Here is a 19,989-nt window from a genome sequence, read left to right as displayed (position 1 = left end):
GACCCCTGTTTTCATCACTCTTTGTTTTAGTTCCTTTAAAAGGATGTTCAGCCTGTTGGTAACATGGGCTGTTTTCCCTAACTGGCACCGGCTCCCCCTTTGTAGGGGGAGCCGGTGCACTTAAAACATGGTTACACCATATTGACGAGCAGGCCTTGCTGCACCAGTACATCTCCCAGGTTGTTGGCGCTATCCAGCGATGAGTGGTGGTAGACATCAAAGCGTTGGCCATCAATATCGCGCTGTCCTACCGTGCTCCAGGCTCCTTCGCCCGGAATCAGGTTCACCTGATTGCCTTCGCCCCCGACGATCAGCAGATCATCTTCTGGTCGGTCGGTAACATTCAGGGCACGGTCGAGATCCAGCGTGATGCTGTTGGTGCCGTTTTGGCCTAAATCGAAGATCTCTACGTTATCGATTTTCAGCCCCAACGCCGTGAGGTCCAGATTGAGCTCGGTGCCATCCAGAACCAGCGTATCAATGCCGTCGCCACCGTCGATCTGGGTAAAGTCGAGCGTTGAAAGCGTAATGATGTCGTCGCCTTCTCCGCCTTCGACATCCGTGCCCGTTTGCACAGTGCCGTCGGCCAGGTTGACAACGATGCCACCGATGGCATAAACGCTGTCTTCCACTTCGGTGCTGGCGCTATTGTCGATGGTATGTGTCTCACTGAGCGTGGCAGCCGCCATTTTCGAGCTGACTTGAAGAGGCTGCACTACGGCGCTTTCCTCGCCATCAAGCTGTTCACTGGACAGCGAAGACACCTGCGCAAGACTGCTGTCGTCAACATCCAGCGCCATCATGCTCATCAGCGGTAACCCGAGCGAGATACCGGAGGTTAATCCAGCGGATACACCAGTGAAGTTACCCGCCTGATCGGTGACGGAGGCTTCAACCGCCGTTCCCAATAGCGCTGTCAAAATCGCGCCCACGTTGAAAGCGTTGATGCCCAGTAGCGAACTGCTGAAGTGAGCGCTCCACTTGCCATCGGCGCCGACGGTACCCTGTAGTGTCTGGCCGAGCAGCGTGACGGTGACTTTAGCGCCTTGCTGAACATAGCGCGATGCTCCGCTGATGGTGACGCCGTTCGTCAGCAGACCAATGGTATTCCCGATCAGTGACCCCACGGCATCAATACCCAACTGCGGCAACTGGTGCGTTTTCACGATCACATTGCTGCTGGTGTTGTTAGTGTTGCCATAGCGATCGGCGACGGTGACGCCGACGGTCAAATTGCCATCGGCAATGTTGAGCAGATTGGCGCTCGGCACGCTGATGCTCCAGGTGCCGTTACTGGCGACCGCAGCGGTGAGCACCAGTCCGCCCACCGTCAGTGTGACGCTACCGCCAGCCGCATTGGTCGTGGTGCCGCTGATGAGCTGGTTGATGCCTGCTTCGGCCAGATTCAGGTAGCCGTCCCCGCCAAACAGAGAGCCGAGGCTGACCGTTGGCAATGTGTGAACGCCCACGCCGATCGAAGCCCCCACGCTGGCACTTTTTCCTGCTGCGTTGGTCAGAGAGGCGCTAAGGGACAGTGTGCCGTCAGTCAGATTGTTGAGATCGAGCGAAGGCAGACTGACGGACCAGGAACCATTGCTTTGCACCACGGCAGAGTAGGTTTTGGTGCCTAGCGAGATCTGGATAGTGGAACCTATCGCATTGGTACTGGTTCCGCTGATGATCTGACCCGCAGCAGCCTCGACCGCATTGAGCAGGCCATCGCCGCCAAAGAGTGGGTTGAGGGTCAGCGTCGGCTGGCCGTTGATCGCCACACTGACGGTACCGGCTTGCTGACCAACGTTACCCGCTGCATCAACCAGACGAACGCCAATATTGGTGATGCCATCTGTGAGAGCTTTCAGGTCGAGGTTAGGAACCGGCAGGCTCCAGCTACCGTTTGCGCCGACCGTTGTGGTGTAGGTTTTGCTGCCCAGCGTGACGTTGATCGCTGTACCGGCTGCCACATTGGTCGTCGTCCCGCTGATGGTTTGTGCACTCAACAAGCTGGTGAGATCCAGTACGCCGTTGTTGAACAGAGGATTGAGCGTAATAGTCGGCGGCAATATGGAAACGTTGAGACCTGCACTGATGCTATTACTGTTGCCTGCCGGGTCGGTCACCGTCGCGCTGACGGTGAGGTTACCGTTGGCCAATCCGGACAGTTGCAGCGGCGTGACGCTGGCGCTCCAGGTGCCGTCACTGCCGACCGTCGCGTTTAGCGTCAACGTGCCAATGCGTATGACGATGGATGAGCCCGCGATGGCGTTGGTGGTGGTGCCGCTAATCGTTTGTGTCAGTGCCGCTTCCGCAGCATTGAGGAAGCCATCGCCGCCAAACAGTGAACCCAGGCTAATCGTCGGCAGGTTTTTGGCAATAATATTGATGGCGTTGTTGATCGTGCCGGTATTGCCGGAGGTGTTTGTGATCGATACATTCAGCGTGGTGTTGCCATCGACCAACGCGCTGAGATCGGACGGTTGCAGCGTCAGGCTGAACGCGCCCCCCGCCCCAACCGTAGACAGGAAGGTTTTACCGCCAAGGGTAACCGCAACCTGAGATCCGGCGCTGGCATTGGTCACCACGCCACTGATCGTTTGCGCCACCAGCGCTTCTGCCGCGTTGATGAAGCCATCGCCGCCAAATACCGGGTTTAGCGTAATCACCGGTTGGGCAAAATCGAACTTGATGCCTGCGTTGCCGCTGGCGGTATTGCCTACGCTGTCTGTCGCGGTAGCGGCTACGGTGAAATCGCCGCTGCCCAGCCCCTGCAGGATCCCCAGTACGCTTGGGGTGACGGCAACGCTCCATTTACCATCAGCGCCGACGGCGGCCGTTGCGATTTGTGAACCCGCAATGCTCAGCGTAATAGTTCTGCCTGCCAGGCCGGTGGCTGTACCGCTGAGGGTTTGATTGACCAGCAGGTCGCCCAGATTCAGCAGGCTATCGCCAAAGACCGGATTCAACGTAATACTTGGCAGGTTTCTGATCACTGTTGGCACGTTCACGATCTGGCTGGCCGTGTTGCCTGCGTGATCGGTGACCGCGATGCCCAATGCCAGCGTTCCATCCTGCAGGGCCTGCAAGTCGAGGGCAGGAACAGACAGGCTCCAGGCCCCACCTGCACCGACGCTAATTCCAGTGTAAATCTTGTTGCCCAACGTTACGGCGACCGTTGCGCCAGCAGCGATGTCCACATTGCTGACCACGCCGCTGATAATCTGGCTGGTCGCGACGTCCGCCGCATTCAATGCGCCATCCGTGAAGGCCACAACCGAATTGATGACCGGCAGGGACTTCAACACGTCGATGTTGACCAGTTGATTCTTCACGTTACCGTGCGAATCGATGATGTCGACGTTAACCGCCAGTAAGCCATTGCTCAGGCCTGTGAATAGATTTGGAGCAAGGGCGACGCTCCAGGCGCCGTTGGCGCCCACGGTGCCTTCCACCGTATTTCCCAGCACGGTGACCTGGACTTTCGCACCCAGATAGTCACCGGTCGCGTTACCGCTGATGACCTGCGTCACCAGGGATTCGGCCAGATTGAGGATGCCGTCGTTACCGAAGATATCGGTAATGCCTGCGCCGAGCGTCTTATTCAGCGCGACATCCAACGTGACATCAAGGTGTGTGGTGTTGCCGGAGGTATCGGTCAGTGTTACGCCAATAACCTGTGGCCCATCGATCAGGTTTTGCAGATTGGCGGACAGCACCGGAATGCTCCAGTTGCCGTTCGGGCCGACAGTGGTTGTGCCTGTCAGTGGGCCTGCGGTTAGCGTAACGGTGGCGCCCACTTCGCCTGTCCCGGTAATCGCTCCTCCCGCCAGCGCCTCTGCCAACGTCAGAATATTGTCATCAAACAGCGTAACACTAAGCAGTGGGATGGCGGTATCGACGGCAACCGTCTGTGTCGTGGTGGTGCTATTGCCCGCTTTATCGGCGAGGGTCGCTGTGATGGTGTAGTTGCCATCGGTTAGCTGTGCCAGATCGGCGGCGGGAACGTTGACACTCCAGGCTCCTGTTGCGGAAACCTGCGCGCTGTAGGTTTTTCCATTCAGGCTAATCGAAACGATTTGTCCTGCTTCTGTAATGGATGCCGTACCGGTAATCGCCTGTGCCGTACTCATTTCCGTGGCGCTGAGCACGTTGTCCGAGGCAAAGGAGACAATATCCAGCGTAGGGGCAATGGTGTCCACGGTGACGATGGTTGTCAGGGTCGCGTCCAGCGACGTGGCGGTAATGAACACCTCACCCTGCGAGGAGAATGTCGGCAGAGCCGGGATGGTGATGCTCCAGTTGCCGTTGACATCGGTGATAGGACTAGGCTGAAGTAGCACTCCGTTGGCCGAAACTTGTACCGAGGTCATCGCTGACGCTGGCCCGATCGAACGCCCGGAAATCGTGATATTGCCGTTGATCTCGACGGCGTTGATGATGTTGTCGGTCGAGATAGGGTTAATGGTCATCACCGTCGGAGGCGGCGTCAGGTTGACGTTAAAGTTAACGCTGGATGGCTGCGTTGGATTCCCGGCCCGGTCCTCTGCACTGACAGAAAGTGAATAGGTCGTGTTGGCCAGCACCAGCAACGCAGAGGAAGGAATGTTAACGCTCCATAAGCCACCGTTGAGAATTTGGGTTTGATAATCCAGGCCATTCAGCCTGATAGTCACGTTCTGGCCGACTTCCAGCCCGGTCGAGGTACCGCTGACTGACTGCGTAGTCCGGCTTTCGGCATAGTCAAGGCCGTCCAGACCCGCGAAGGTGGTAATGGAGACGGTGGGGGCGGCTTTCACGGCGAGAATGGCCTGAGAATTCAGCGTGGTGCTGTTACCTACGGCATCTGTCGCCGTGATGACGATACTCTGTGTACCATCAGCAAGCTGGCTGAGCTGGGTTGTCGTCAGTTCAGCCGTCCAGACTCCTCCGTTAATTTGCGTAACAAGCGTTTGCCCTCCCAGCGTGACGGTCATGCTGGCTGCATCCCCCGCGTTGCCGCTTAAGGTTATGCCTGTAGGCGAAGCGGCCTCAGCGATATTCAGATAACCATCGTCAAACGGCGTATTCAGCGTAATGGCTGGTGGGGTGAAATCGCTGGTAAAAGCAATCGGTGCGGAGCCCACGTTGCCTGCTGCATCGATGGCGGTCACCGTGATGGTATGCTGGCCGTCGGTTAGTGAATTCAACGCATTTGGAGGCAGCGTCACTGACCAGTTGCCCGCGCTGTCTACCGTCGCGGCGTAGCGGATGCCGTTGAGATCGATCTCCAGTTTAACGCTTTGCCCGCTGCCACCAATCTGCGTGCGGCCAGAGAAGGTGAGTGCGGATGCGGCTTCGGCGCTGCTCAGGATATTATCGAGACCAAAGGGGACGACGTCGATAAGCGGGGCAGGCAGCGTCAGCGCTACGCTAACATCGCGCGGGGTGCTGGTATTGGCGTTGCCGACCCAGTCGGTGACCTTGACGCTAATGCTGTAATTGCCTTCGGTAAAGATCGCCAAATCGGCAGGGGACAGCTCTCTTGACCAGCCGCCCAACCCGTCAGCGACGGCGGTAAAGGTGGTGTCTATCAGCGTGGTTTTATTGGTCACCGTGACGGTGACTTCCTGACCCGCGCTGGTAATACCGGTTTTACCGGTTAATGTCTGAATGGCCTGAATTTCAGTGGCGTTAAGGATGCCGTCGCCAAAAGGCAGATCCAATGTTGCCACGGGCAGGGTGGTGGTCAGCACACTCGCTGTGGCCGTTGCAGTACTGGTGTTGCCCGCAGAATCGGTCACGATAACGGTGAAATTCACTGTGCCATCCGGCAGGTCGATCAGCGTCTGGCTAGCCAGCGACAGTGTCCAACTGCCGTCGGCATTCACCGTGGCTGGGAAATTCGTGCCGTTGATACTAACCGACACGGTTTGTCCCACGTTGCTGGTGAGCCCCGTTTGCCCGGACAGCATAGCACCCGGCTGCGCATCAGCCAGACTCAGTTTGCCATCGCCAAAAGGGGTATCCAGCGAGGCGACGGGAACCCCGACAATGACGCTGGAGAACGTTCCGCTTCCTGCTCCTGTATTGCCAGCATGATCCGTGACGGTGACGTTGATGGTGTGTGTGCCGTCACCAAATGCAACGAGATCGGCGGCGGGCAGCGTCACACTCCACTGGCCGTTTGCTGCTACGGTAGCGCTGTAGGTGGTAGTGATCGTGCCGTTGGTTACCGAAACCGACACGCTCTGGCCTGGGTCAAGCAGCCCCGTTGTGCCCGTCAGTAACTGGTCCACCGTGCTTTCCGCCTGATTTAGCACGCCGTCGACAAACGGTGTGGCGATAGTGATGGCGAAATTGGTGTGGATGACAACGTCCAGCGCGCCGCTTGCACTGCCGGTATTGCCTGCGCTGTCTGTTACTGTCGCACTGACCTGCACGTTGCCATCTGCCAGAATGCTCAGCGCATTGGCGGGAATGGTGGCGCTCCACAGGCCGCCCGCGAGCGTTACGCCGGTTACGGTGTAGGCCCCGATCGTGACCTGAATCGCTGTTCCTACAGGGAGATTGGTGTAACTGCCGCCAATGGTGGTTTCCGTCGCCAGTTCTGCACTAGTGAGAACATTGTTGCCATAGAGAGAATCTAGCGTCAGCGTTGGAAGCGACTGTGTTTTTAGCGTGATATCGATACTGGCGGCACTGGCATTCCCAGCGCCGTCGGTCACGCTGGCTGCCAGTGTTTTCACACCGTCGCCCAATGCCAGCAGGTCGTTCGCCGCAATGGCGATTTGCCAGATGCCGTTGCCATCGGCGACCGCACTATAAACGACCGTACCGACTTTGATTGTGACCAACAATCCCGCTTCGGCCTTGCCGCTTAACGGTAGCCCGGCCAGCGCGTCCGCCAGACCGATATCGCTGGTGTCCACCAACATATCGATAGACAGCAAGGGTGGAACGGTATCGACGGTAACCGGATGGGTTGCCGTGGCCGGGTTCTGTGCGATGTCGCTGACCGTTGCGGTTACATTCTGGCTGCCCTGCGGCAGATTTTGCACATCGCTGGCGGGAACGGTTGTGCTCCAGCTTCCGTCAGCGCCAACGGTCGCCAGATAGGTTTTATTATTCAGCGTGACGGTGACTCGCTGTCCTGTCTGAACATTTGTTGTAGAACCCGAGATGATCAGATCGGATTGCGTATCTTGTGCACTAATGACGTCGTTGCCAGATAGGGTCGTAATGGTGATGCCGGGCAGGTTGGCGGCATCGGTAATGACGGTAATCGAGTGTGTGGCTGAACCGGGGTTGCCGCTTACGTCCGTCACGCTGGCGCTCACGGTTTGCTTGCCATCAGGCACATTGCCGACATCCGTTGCCGGAACCTGTACGCTCCAACTGCCATCTGCGCCCACGGTAGCAAAGTAGGTTTGGTTATTGAGCGTGACGGTGACCTGCTGGCCTTGTTCCACATTCTGGCTGCTGCCGTTGATGGTTAATGGCAGGTTCGATTCGGCCAGATTGAGATAATCGTCGGTCGACAGCGTCGCGATCGTCAGGGTTGGTGCTTTCGCGGGGTCGGTATCCAGAACAATCGAGTGGCTGACGGTGCCGGTATTGCCGGCGGCATCGGTCAAGGTAGCGGTGATTGCCGTAACGCCGTTCGGCATGTTTTGCAAGTCGCCAGCAGGTACGGTGACGCTCCATGTGCCATCGGCCTGTGCCAGTCCCTGATAGATCTGACCGTTGATGGTGACGTTGACAATAATAGGGCGACCGCTGTCATTAACAGGCGACGTACCGCTGATGACCACTGGCTGCAGGCTTTCCGCGATGTTGATGATATCGTCGATGCCAATTGGGTTGATGGTCAGCACTGGTGGGGTCAAGTCAACAAATACGCTACCCTGAACGGTAGAGGTATTGCCTGCCGTATCCGTAACAGTAACGGAAATATTCTGCACGCCGTCTGCTAGCGCCCCCAGAATGGCTGGCGAGAGTTGAAGACTCCAGTTGCCATTGCTGTCAACCGTGCCGGTATAGCTGATACCGCCGATGGTAACGCTGACGGTTTGACCCACGGCGTGAATCCCCGTGGTGCCGGAAAGTGTCTGCCCGGCTTGCGCATCACTAACGTTTAGGTAGCCGTTACCAAATGGGGTATTCAGCGAGGCAACGGGTGGATTATGGATGCTCACGCCCAGTTGTTGTGTGCTCGACAGAGCGTTACCCGCCTGATCGACCGCCGTGACATGCACCGCGATGATGCCATCCCCCAGCGCTTGCAGATCGCCAGGTTGAATGTTTGCGCTCCAGGTGCCGTCTGACTGCACCAGCACGGTATAGGTTTTCCCGTTGAGTATGACGTTAATATTCGTGCCTTGCGCGACGTTAACGGTATTGCCGTTAATCGTAATGCCGTTTGTTGCTTCCAGCACATTTAGCTGGTTATCCCCGGTGATTGGCGCAATAGACAGCCCGCTCGCATTGGTGTTCACCGTGACGGTGCTGCTGGATGTCGCGATATTGCCGGAGACATCGCTCACGCTGACGGTAATGGTCTGGCTGCCGTTAGTCAGCAGTGCCATATCCGCATCTGAGATCGTGGTGCTCCAACTCCCGTTCGACAGAACCTGTGCGGTATAGGCTTTGCCATTGAAGCTAATCGTCACCGTCTGGCCTTGCTCAACGTTTTTGCTGGTGCCGCTGAGCACCTGACTGACCCGGACTTCCGCGCCATCAATAATGTTGTTGCCAGCGAAGGTGCCAATCGTGACGACTGGTGCGTTTAGCGCGCTGGCATCGACGACAATAGCCTGTGTGGCGGTAGTGGTATTGCCAGCGGTATCCGTCAGACGTGTCACAATGCTGTAGTTGCCATCGGACAAATTGCTGAGATCGGCTGATGGAATCGTGATGCTCCAGGTGCCATCACTGCCGACGGTGCCGCTGTAGGTTTTGCCGTTCAGCGTGGCAGTAACGGTTTGCCCCGCGCTGGATGGCGAAGCGGTGCCGGTTAGCAACTGACTGCTTTGCACCTCGGTGCTATTCAGAATGTTGTCGGTCGCAAAACTTGCCGTCGTCAACGTAGGCGGCGTGCGAGCCACTGTAATATTGCTGGTCAGGGTACTGCTGTTTCCGGCTGCGTCGCTGACGCTAACCTGCAATGCCGTGGTGCCGTTCGGCAGATTTTGCAGACCATTCACAGGCAGAGAAATCGTCCAGTTACCTGCTGCATCAACAATCCCGGTGTACGTCACGCCGCCAAGTATGGCGGTGACGGTTTGCCCTGGTGAGGCGATACCGGTTGTGCCGCTGAGCGTCTGGATAACACCAGCCTCTGCGGCATTGAGTATGCCATCGCCGAATGGTGTGTTCAGCGTCAGCGTTGGGCTGCTGTGGGTGAACACATCGATCGTACGGCTGCCGCTCAACGCGTTTCCTGCGCTGTCTACCGTTGTCACGGTGAGGGTTGACGTGCCGTCTGCCAGTGCGCTGACGTCAGCCGCCGATACGATGATGCTCCAGGAACCGTCCGGCTGTACCACGCCATCGTAGCTTTTCCCGTTCAGCATGATGGTGACGGTGGTGCCTGCCGCCACGTTCTGGCTGCTGCCGTTGACGGTCAGATCTTGCGCCACCTCTGCTTGATTCAGTTTGTCGTCGCCAGCGATGGTATCGATGGCGATGCCGCTCAGTGAGGTATTCACCGTAATCGTCTGGCTGAGCGTTGCCGGATTACCGCTGACGTCATTGACGCCAATCGTGACGGTATGTGCGCCTTGCGCCAGATGAAGGAGATCGACAGACGGTACACTGACACGCCATTGGCCGTTGCTGTCAACCGTTGTGGTGTAGGTATTGTCGCCGAGCGTGACGGTAACGCGTTGTCCTGCCTCAACATTCAGACTGCCGCCGCTGATGATTTGCGCGACGTTGATTTCACCCCCGTCGATGATGTTATTGAGCGCGATGGCATTGATGGTGAGCAGGGGCAGGTTGGCCGGGCTGGCATCCAGCGTTAATGACCCGGTACTGGTGGCGCTGTTGCCTGATGCGCCGGTCAAGGTTGCCGTCACGGTGTAATTACCGTCAGCTAGAGCCTGAAGGTCGGCAGCGGGGATCGTGGCATTCCAGCTACCGTCAGCCTGAATCTGAGCCTGATAATTTTTGTTGTTGATCGTGACGGTGACGGTGCGTCCGGCATCGGATTGCAGCGCATTACCGGAGATGACCTGATCGTTCAGACTCTCGGCGGCGTTGATGATGCCGTCGCCAGTCAGCGGCTTCAAGGTCAGAATGGGGCTGGTCAGGTCGACGGTAACATCGCGCGTGCTCTCTATGCTGTTGCCCGCCGTGTCAGTGGCTTCGACACGGATAGTCTGTACGCCGGACGGGAGGGATTGCAGGTCGGCGGCGGGAAGCGCGACATTCCAGTTGCCCTGATTATCGACGATTGCCGTATAGGTTTTCCCGTTCAACGTGACGAGGACGCTTTGACCTCCACCGGCGATTCCCGTTTTGCCCGTCAGGTTCTGCCCGCTGGCGGCCTCGGTAATGTTCAGTATGCCGTCACCAAAAGGCTGGTTAATCGTTGGCTGCGGCAGGTTATTAATATGGATATCGATAGTGCGGCTGGCGGTAACAGGAACATCGCCGGGGTTGGCCACGCTGGCGATGATGGTCGTTGTGCCATCCGGTAAGGCGAGCATGTCACTGCTGTCGATGATCACGCTCCAACTGCCGTTGGCGGCAATGGTACCCGTGTAGGTCTTGCCATTGAGCGTAACGGTAACGCTTTCTCCTGGCGCAACGTTGACCGTCGAGCCTGAAATCGTTAGCGGCTGTGAGGCTTCAAGTCGATTAATCTGGTTATCCAGTGCGACAATACTGATGGAGATGCTGTCATTGTTGGTGTCGATCGAGGACCAGATTTCATGGCTACCCTCGTTACCGGCCATATCGGTAATGCTGGCAGAGATCGATACCGTTCCCTCGCTGAGTTCAGCCATATGCTCAGCGGGAATTTCTACGCTCCAGTTGCCGCCGCTCTGGATCGTGGCAAAGTAGAATTTTTTGTTGAGGAGAATGGTGGCGACCTGACCCGTTTCTACATTCGAACTGGTGCCTGTCAGCCACTGGCTGACTTTGAGATCGGCCGCGGTGATAACGTTGTTCTCATCAACAAAAGCGTTAACGAAGATCGTGGGCTGGAACGCAGGGTCTGCACTAAGCGTAACGGATTTCTCGACGCTGGCGGTGTTCCCGACAGCATCGGTTAGCGACGCAGACAGTGTGTAGCTGCCATCGGCCATGCCGCGCAGGGCCGCTGTGGGTAAGTTGATGCTCCAGTTGCCATCATTGCCAACAACGCCAGTGTAGAACTGTCCATCGAAGGTGATAACGACAGTACGACCCGCTTCGCTGATTGAGGCGGTGCCGTTGACGGTCTGGTTGCTTTGCGATTCGACCATATTGATAGTGTCATCGCCAGCAATGGTGCCGATAGTCAGGGTCGGGGCGGTGAAGTCGGTATGGCTGACAAACGTCTTACCAGCCTGATTGCCTGCGGCATCTTGTGCCGTGACCAACAGCGTATTGTTTCCTTCCGGCAACAGCTGGAGATCGGCCGCAGGGACGGTGACTTTCCAGTTACCTGCCGTATCAACGGTTCCTGTGTAAGACTTCCCGCCGAGGGACAAGATGACCGTCTGCCCGGCACCGCTAATGCCGGTATGGCCGGTAATCGTCTGGCTGACCAGCGCCTCTGCGCCGTTCAGTGAACCGTTACCAAATGGGGTATCAATCGTCGGCTGCGGCAGCGTATGGATGTGAACACCCAGCGTCTGCGCATCCGTTACGGTTCCGCCCGCTACATTGACGCTAGCGCTGATGGTGGCATTGCCGTCTGACAGCTGCTGGAGGTCTGCGCTGGGGATTTGCAGCGTCCAACTGCCATCCGCAGCAACGGTGGTGGTGTAATTTTTCCCGTTCAGCGTCACGGTAACCGTTTGTCCTGCGGGAACATTGGCGGTATTACCGCTGATAGCCAGCGGCTGGAGTGACTCTGCCTGATTTAGCAGGTTGTCGCTGGCGATGATATTGATGGCGATGCTGTCGCCAGATTTATCCACGCTGATATCGCGGCTTCCGCTCGCGGCATTGCCCGCTTTGTTGCTCACGTTGACGCTAATGCTGTGCGCACCGTCCGCGAGCAAGGCGATATCTGCGGTTGAAACGTTGACGCTCCAGACGCCGCCAGACTGCACGGTCGCGAGATAGATTTTCCCATTCAGGCTAATGGTGACAACTTGTCCCGCTTCAACGTTAGTGGTCGTCCCGCTCAGTTGCAGGCTGACTTTGGCTTCTGCGCCATCAATGACGTTATCGTCCGCGACGTTATTGATGGTAATGGTTGGGGCGGTGGTCGTGCCGCTGTCAATGGTCAGCGGACGGGTAACCGTTGTGGTGTTGCCCGCGGTATCGGTCAGCGTGACGGTCAAATTATGGTTACCGTCCGCGATAGCCACCAGATCGGCCGTCGGCAGCGTGATGCTCCAGTTTCCGTCGCTGCCGACGGTGGTGGTATAGGTTTTGTCATTGAGCGCAACGGTGACTACGCGGCCTGCTTCACTGAGTGACGCCGTTCCGCTGACTACCTGATTGACGGCCAACTCTGCGCCGTTGAGGACATCGTCCTGAGCGATAGCGGAGACGTTGAGCGTCGGCGGCGTGGTATCCACGCTGATATTCTGTGTCACGGTCGTTTCGTTGCCTGCGATATCGCGGACGACAATCTCCAGCACGCTGACGTTATCCGATGGCAGGCTTTGCAGGATGTCTTTGGGGATCGTCACCGTCCAGTTCCCATTGACATCGACTGTTCCGGTAACGTAATTCCCGCCGATCGTCAGGCTAACCGTTTGCCCTCTGCCATTAATTCCGGTTTCCCCTCTGATGACCTGATCCTGCGCGGCTTCGGCTGCATTTAATATGCCGTCGGTGAACGGCGGTGTCAGCGTGATGGAGGGGAGAGTATTGATGTGTACATCCAGCGTGTGGTCGACGGTGACGGTATTACCGCTTATTCCCTGAACGCTGGCCGTGAGAGTGTGGCTGCCGTCTGGCAGCAGAAGCAGATCGGCGCTGGGGATGTCTACAGACCATTTGCCGTCCGCCCCCGTTGTTGTGGTGTAGGTTTTTACTGCCCCCGCGACGGTGAGGCTGACGGTAACCGTTTGGCCTGCGGCAACGTTGGCGGTGGTTCCGCTGACCGTCAGCGGCTGTCCCGCTTCTAAGGCATTCAGGCGGTCATCCGTCGAGACGATGCTGATGTTGACCGCTTCGGCGTTAGTATCCACCGTGATGGTTTGCGGAGGCAGTGTCGTGGTGTTACCTGCTTTATCCGTTAATGACGCCACCAGATTGTAAGTGCCATTAGTCAACGACTGCATATCACCGGAAGGAATGAAAACGCTCCACGAGCCATCACTTCCTACCGTCGTTGTGTAGGTCGTGCCGTTAAACGTTACGGTTACGGTCTGGCCGACATCTGATAGGGAAGCGGTGCCGGAGACAAACTGCGAAGACTGCAGTTCGTCGGCGGTGAGCAGGTTGTTTCCGGTAAACGGCGACAGGGTCAGTTCCGGCGGTGTGGTATCAACAATAATGGTGCGGTTGACCACGGTGACATTGCCGGCATTATCGCCGATCGTAAACGACATCGTGTGTTCGCCTTCGCTCAGTACTTGCAGGTCAGTTGCTGGCACCGTCAGGGTCCAGTTACCCTCGGCATTAATGGTCGTGGTATAGGTTTTCCCATTGAGCGTGATGGTGACGTTCTGACCTGCTTCACCGGTTCCGTTCAGGACTTGACCGTTTGCCAGTTCTCCTACGGTGAGGTAATTGTCGCCCGTAAATTTATCCACGGTTAAATGCGGAGGCAGGGTATCAATGGTGAGATCGAGGGTTTTCTCATAGATCACGCCGTTCGCACCCGGCACGCTGACTTTCAATGCGTAAATGCCGTCTTCCAGACCGGTAAACGCATCCGCTGGCAGGGTAAAACGCCAGGTTCCATCGGCGGCAACGGTGGTAGTGTAAACCACGCCGTTCAACGTGATGGTGACGGTTTGCCCCGCGCTGACGCCTGTTGTTTTCCCGCTGAGGATATGAGGCTGGCCGATTTCCGTACGGTTCAGTCCGTTATTTCCGGCAAAGGGATCAATGGTTAAGGGTTCTGGCTGTGCCGATGGCGTAGTGTGGTTGTCATCACTCGATGAGGCCACGGCGACCGCCACCCCTGCAACAGCGGCTCCGCCGAGAGCGACCGCCCCCAGAATGCTGCCCAATGAGGCTGCAGATAGCGTGCTGGTGGTGGTGCTACCAATTAGTAATGACGTCATGTCGCCCAGCGCAGAATATTCTGGCGTCAGGGCAACCGCTTCTGTCGCGAGTGCTGCCCCTTCAGCCGCTGCTGCACCAGAGAATTGCGCATGGATGAGACGCGTACCATCGTCAAAAACCAGCTCGCTGTGGTAACCCGCGGCATCCAGCGTGAAGAAGCTTTCATAGCGGACGGTTGTACCGTCTTTCATGTGCAAGATAAGATCGTTGCCGACGCGCTCATAGCGAGACACCATATCTGGTGTGCCATGAATTCGAACCGTGCTGCTTTCCAGTAGTTCAACGTTCCTTGTACCTTGTGGAATGTTTTCTATGAACTGGCCATTCTGGCGCGACAGGATATTCACATTTCCAGCAATAACATTCATATCTGACATGAAATAGCCTCTTACTTATCATCTGAAACCATTGTCTGGATACATCCCCGTCAGTTCGATGCGGCAACGGGAGTGTATAGGTATATGCGCAACCAAAATGGTGCACAAAAACAGGCCTGGTTTAGAAAAAAGTAAAGTCTGGCTAAATTGAATGCTGAGTAGGCCCCTTTCCATAGGGAATCTTCACAGTATAAGATTTGTCCGATTCTTGATATTTATAGGTGTGGCTTAACCAAAAATCCAACTTTTTTGAAATGTTTTGAAAATAAAAAATATGACAATATTCTTACGTATTAAATGGCTTAGCCGTTTTAATTTCCCGATCACATCATTACCCCACTAATTATCATGTTTAATTACCATCACTTAGCGTTCTTTATCGTATGGAAATAGGCTTTTTGCGCGTGATAGCCCAGAGAACTCACTAGCGGGAGGGGGTTTATATCTATATTGATTGTATCAATTTGTGTTTATTGTTATTAGCGATGGAAGGTGAATGCTAACGATGCATGTCGTCGGTTAAATGATAACTCAGCGTGATCATTCATCATTTTTTTTAATGCGTTGTATTAGCGATACTGGATGGGGGGAGAACGCTGGCGCGGCGTTGGATATGAGAATTATTCTTGATATCACGGCCATCGCCATTAAACTGCGGGCGATTGTTTTCATTATAGAGACCAGGTTGTTATGGAGTTGCTCCGCATCGTTTACCAACAATACCGTTGGCCCTTTCTTGCCGTTATCCTGTTAAGTTTGTTGAGTGCCGCATTGGGCATCGGACTGATTGCCTTTATCAACCTGCAATTGATTGAAACGGTCAATCAATCGTTGAGTGTGTTGCCGCAATTTTTGGGCTTGCTGCTGCTCCTGATGGGGGTGACGTTGGTGTCGCAACTGGCGTTGACCACGCTGGGGCACCATTTCGTTTATCGTCTGCGTGGGCAATTTATCAAGCGTATTCTGGACACCAATATTGCGCGTATCGAGCAGATCGGCAGTGCGCAGCTGCTTGCCAGCCTGTCCAGCGATATCCGCAATATCACGATTGCGTTTGTGCGTCTGCCGGAACTGATTCAGGGCATCGTGCTCACCATCGGTTCAGCGGCTTATCTGGCCTGGCTCTCCCCGAAAATGCTGGTGGTGACGTCCGTTTGGATTGCGATAACGCTCTGGGGCGGGTTTATGCTGGTTTCCCGCGTGTATAGCCACCTTACTCAGGTGCGGGAAGCGGAAGATCGTCTCCAGAAAGATTACGAAACTGTGATTAACGGGCGTAAGGAACTGACGCTTAATCGTGAACGGGCGCAGAAGCTGTATGAAGAGGTTTATCAGGCCAATGCGCAGGATTACCGACAGAACGTGATTCGTGCCGATACCTTTCACCTCAGTGCGGTGAACTGGTCGAATATTATGATGCTGGGCGTGATTGGCGCGGTCTTTTTCATGGCAAACAATCTTGGCTGGGCGGATACCAATGTTGCCGCGACATACTCATTGACGCTGCTTTTTTTACGCACGCCGATGCTACAGGCCGTTGGCGCGCTACCGACGTTACTGAGTGCGCAAGTCGCTTTCAATAAGTTGAAACGTTTCGATTTAGCGGATTATCAGGAACCGTTTTCCGCTGCCATTGCCCCTGCGGATTGGCAGACGCTGGAACTGCGTAATGTGATGTTTCGTTATGACGACTCTGGGTTTGAAGTTGGGCCGATCAATCTGGTGATAAAGCGTGGCGAACTGGTGTTTTTGATTGGCGGTAACGGAAGCGGAAAATCGACGCTGGCGATGCTGTTGACAGGGCTTTATACCCCGCTTTCCGGCTCGTTACTGCTGGATAATCGTCCCGTTACGGCGGAAACACGAGCGGATTACCAAAAGCTATTCTCTGCCATTTTTACCGATTTCCACCTGTTTGGGCAGATGATGGGCCCGCAGGGAACAGCACCGGATACGGTGCTGGTCGACAGCTGGCTGGATCGTCTGAACATGCGGCATAAGCTGACGCTGGAGCATCATCAGGTGATGAATTTACAGCTTTCTCAGGGACAGCGTAAGCGTGTTGCGCTGCTGCTGGCTGTCGCCGAACAGCGGGACATCCTGCTGCTGGATGAATGGGCTGCCGATCAGGATCCGCAATTCCGCCGTGTGTTCTATCTTGAGCTGTTACCGCAACTACGCGCACTGGGGAAAACGATTGTGGCGATCAGCCATGACGATCACTACTTTGAACATGCCGATCGCCTGCTTGAAATGCATCAGGGGACGCTGTCTGAACTGACAGGCGATGCGCGTGAACAGGCTTCGCAGGATGCGGTGGCGCAGATTAGCCGGTAGCGCAAATTCGCGCAGCTGAATGCTGCGCTGTGAGTCATGGCACACCGTTAGCGTGAAGTCTGACAGGCATATATTAATTCGTTGAATTCTGGGGCATTATAAGCGCCAATGTTGGCAGGCTGCCAACAGAGTTGAGGTTTTTCACTTACAGATCAGGCACCTGACGTATCTGGTCTGCCACTTAACTCAATAAGTTGGTATATGTTATGAAAAGGATGTTTAACGCATTATTCGTTGTTGTTTTTGTTTGTTTTTCGTCTCTGGCAAATGCGGCAGAAAATCTACCTAACATTGTCATTCTGGCAACGGGCGGTACGATTGCTGGTTCCGCAGCAGCTAACACGCAAACCACGGGGTATAAAGCGGGTGCGTTGGGCGTAGAGACGCTGATTCAAGCGGTGCCAGAGCTGAAAACGCTTGCCAATATCTCCGGTGAGCAGGTTGCCAGCATTGGTAGTGAGAATATGACCAGCGATGTCTTGCTGAAGCTGAGCAAGCGTGTGAACGAGCTGCTGGCACGCAGCGATGTTGATGGCGTGGTCATTACGCACGGTACGGATACGCTCGACGAATCGCCTTACTTTCTGAACCTGACGGTGAAGAGTGACAAACCTGTGGTCTTTGCCGCAGCGATGCGTCCGGCAACGGCAATCAGCGCCGACGGTCCAATGAACCTGTACGGTGCGGTCAAAGTGGCTGCGGATAAAAACTCACGTGGTCGCGGTGTGCTGGTTGTATTGAACGACCGTATCGGTTCTGCACGTTTCATCAGCAAAACCAACGCCTCTACGCTGGATACCTTTAAAGCGCCGGAAGAAGGTTATCTGGGCGTGATTATCGGTGACAAAGTTTACTACCAGACCCGTCTGGACAAAATCCACACCACACGTTCCGTATTTGACGTGACCAACGTCGATAAACTGCCCGCCGTTGACATTATTTATGGTTATCAGGACGATCCAGAATACATGTATGACGCGGCCATCAAACATGGCGTAAAAGGCATTGTGTATGCGGGGATGGGCGCAGGTAGCGTATCCAAACGCGGCGATGCAGGCATCCGTAAAGCGGAAAGCAAAGGCGTTGTTGTCGTTCGTTCCAGCCGTACTGGTAGTGGCATCGTACCACCGGATGCAGGCCAGCCTGGTCTGGTTGCCGATTCTCTGAGCCCGGCTAAATCACGCATTCTGCTGATGCTGGCGCTGACGAAAACGACGAATCCTGCGGTGATTCAGGATTACTTCCACACGTATTAATCGCCTGAGCGGTTTTTTGTGTCATAGCCCCGCCTTTAAATGCGGGGCTTTTTATATCCGTCATACTTCAAGCTGCATGTGCGTTGGCGTCGTTCAGTCACCCGAATCACTTACTTCAGTAAGCTCATCGGGATGCCCTCGCTCGCCGCATTACGAGACTCATAAATGAGCCTCGCCCTTGCGGGTCAACGCTTTGCGTTGTTCAAAACGCTAACGTTTTGTCCTGCAACTCGAATTATTTAGGGTATATTTCCTGTCATCCCATTTTGACTTTTCGTTATTCAACTTTTCATTCCCAAAGAGAAGTCACTTCCCTCTATGCTGATTTTATCGGTATGATTCAGCCCACGACAAAGCAGGTAAACACCCCCATTTATCTTTGATACCCGAAATAGTTCGAGCTGCGGGACGCGCCGACGCGCGTGCTGCTTGAGGTATGACGGAGCGGGTGAGTAAAAAAAGGATACGTCATTACATGACACACCCCATTTTTATGGTTGGTGCCAGAGGCTGTGGGAAGACCACCGTTGGGCATCAGCTGGCGCAGGCGTTGGGATATGACTTTGTCGATACCGACCTGTTTATGCAGCAGACGACGAATATGACGGTGGCTGATGTGGTCGCGCAGGAAGGATGGCATGGGTTCCGCCAGCGTGAAAGCCTGGCACTTCAGCAGGTGACATCTAACCGCTGCATCATCGCGACGGGCGGCGGTATGGTGCTGGCGGAAGCCAATCGGCGTTTTATGCATGATAAAGGCACCGTGATTTATCTCCATGCGGATGCAGAGCTGCTGGCTCAGCGGCTGGAAGAAAACCCGCAGGATAACCAGCGGCCGACGCTGACTGGTCGTCCTATCGCGGAGGAGATGGCCGATGTGCTGGCCGCGCGCGAGGCACTTTATCGCGGCGTCGCGCACCACGTTATCGATGCCTCGCAGGCACCGGAAGCGATTGTGGCAAGCGTGTTGAAAGCGCTGCGTTTGTCGGCAGCGTAGGACGGTAAGCGGACACTGGCAAAATAATCACCAGTCAGTGTTACCGAACACTAACTTTCAATGAATAGATCGTGACAGTGGCGCGACTCTCCTTTTAAGATGAATTTTCTGAATTTTTCGACGATAGGTGCCGCGCTATGCTGAATGTAAATGAGTATTTTGCAGGGAAGGTCAAATCAATCGGTTTTGAAGGCGACGGCATTGGCCGCGCGAGTGTCGGCGTCATGGATGCGGGTGAATATACGTTTGGAACCGGGCAGCCGGAAGAAATGACGGTCATCACCGGCGCATTGAAAGTGCTGTTGCCAGGCGCACCGGATTGGCAGGTTTTCACTCCGGGAGAAACGTTCTTCGTTCCGGGAAAAAGTGAATTCAATTTACAGGTGGTTGAGCCAACCTCTTATTTGTGTAAATACCTGTAATATATATTCTATTTTATAAACTCCACCATTCTCGCCGCGTCGTGTGCTACATGACGCGGCGTTTTTTATACCGGTTCTGTGCCATCCCCGCTTTTCATCTCGTCCTACTCACGCTTTTCTGCCACGCTTCTTCTAATGGTTATAAAGAATGCTACAAAAATGTTAAGTAGCTCAAATAACGAACTCAAAGGTATTTAAAAGGTATTATTAATTGGTATTTT

General features: G+C 55.2%; 5 protein-coding genes. 4 read left to right on the top strand and 1 reads right to left on the bottom strand.

Annotation, left to right across the window (positions count from 1 at the left end; genetic code table 11):
• Nucleotides 1-131: 131 nt before the first annotated feature.
• Nucleotides 132-14,756, bottom strand: coding sequence for an Ig-like domain-containing protein (locus AB8809_RS17705; protein ID WP_349855136.1), 14,625 nt, complete (start codon nucleotides 14,754-14,756; stop codon nucleotides 132-134).
• A 690-nt stretch (nucleotides 14,757-15,446) separates the two neighbouring features.
• On the opposite strand from AB8809_RS17705, the gene AB8809_RS17700 reads away from it, so the two are divergent.
• The 4 genes from AB8809_RS17700 to ppnP all read left to right on the top strand — a co-directional run bounded on the left by AB8809_RS17700 (nucleotide 15,447) and on the right by ppnP (nucleotide 19,768).
• A complete protein-coding gene (locus AB8809_RS17700; protein WP_349855135.1) occupies nucleotides 15,447-17,093 on the top strand; it encodes a multidrug ABC transporter permease/ATP-binding protein in 1,647 nt (548 codons plus the stop codon).
• 206 nt (nucleotides 17,094-17,299) lie between these two features.
• Nucleotides 17,300-18,349, top strand: coding sequence for a type II asparaginase (locus AB8809_RS17695; RefSeq protein ID WP_043881724.1), 1,050 nt, complete (start codon nucleotides 17,300-17,302; stop codon nucleotides 18,347-18,349).
• 475 nt (nucleotides 18,350-18,824) lie between these two features.
• Complete coding sequence (aroL, locus tag AB8809_RS17690) at nucleotides 18,825-19,346, top strand: shikimate kinase AroL (RefSeq protein WP_012773682.1); 522 nt, start codon at nucleotides 18,825-18,827, stop codon at nucleotides 19,344-19,346.
• 137 nt (nucleotides 19,347-19,483) lie between these two features.
• Nucleotides 19,484-19,768, top strand: a complete 285-nt coding sequence (gene ppnP, locus AB8809_RS17685; RefSeq protein WP_012773683.1) for a pyrimidine/purine nucleoside phosphorylase — start codon at nucleotides 19,484-19,486, stop codon at nucleotides 19,766-19,768.
• The last annotated feature ends 221 nt before the right edge of the window (nucleotides 19,769-19,989 follow it).

It is taken from the genome of Pectobacterium aroidearum, from assembly GCF_041228105.1.
Lineage (GTDB): Bacteria > Pseudomonadota > Gammaproteobacteria > Enterobacterales > Enterobacteriaceae > Pectobacterium > Pectobacterium aroidearum.
Note: the sequence above shows the minus strand (reverse complement) of the source record. Positions and strands in the feature narration are given on the sequence as shown.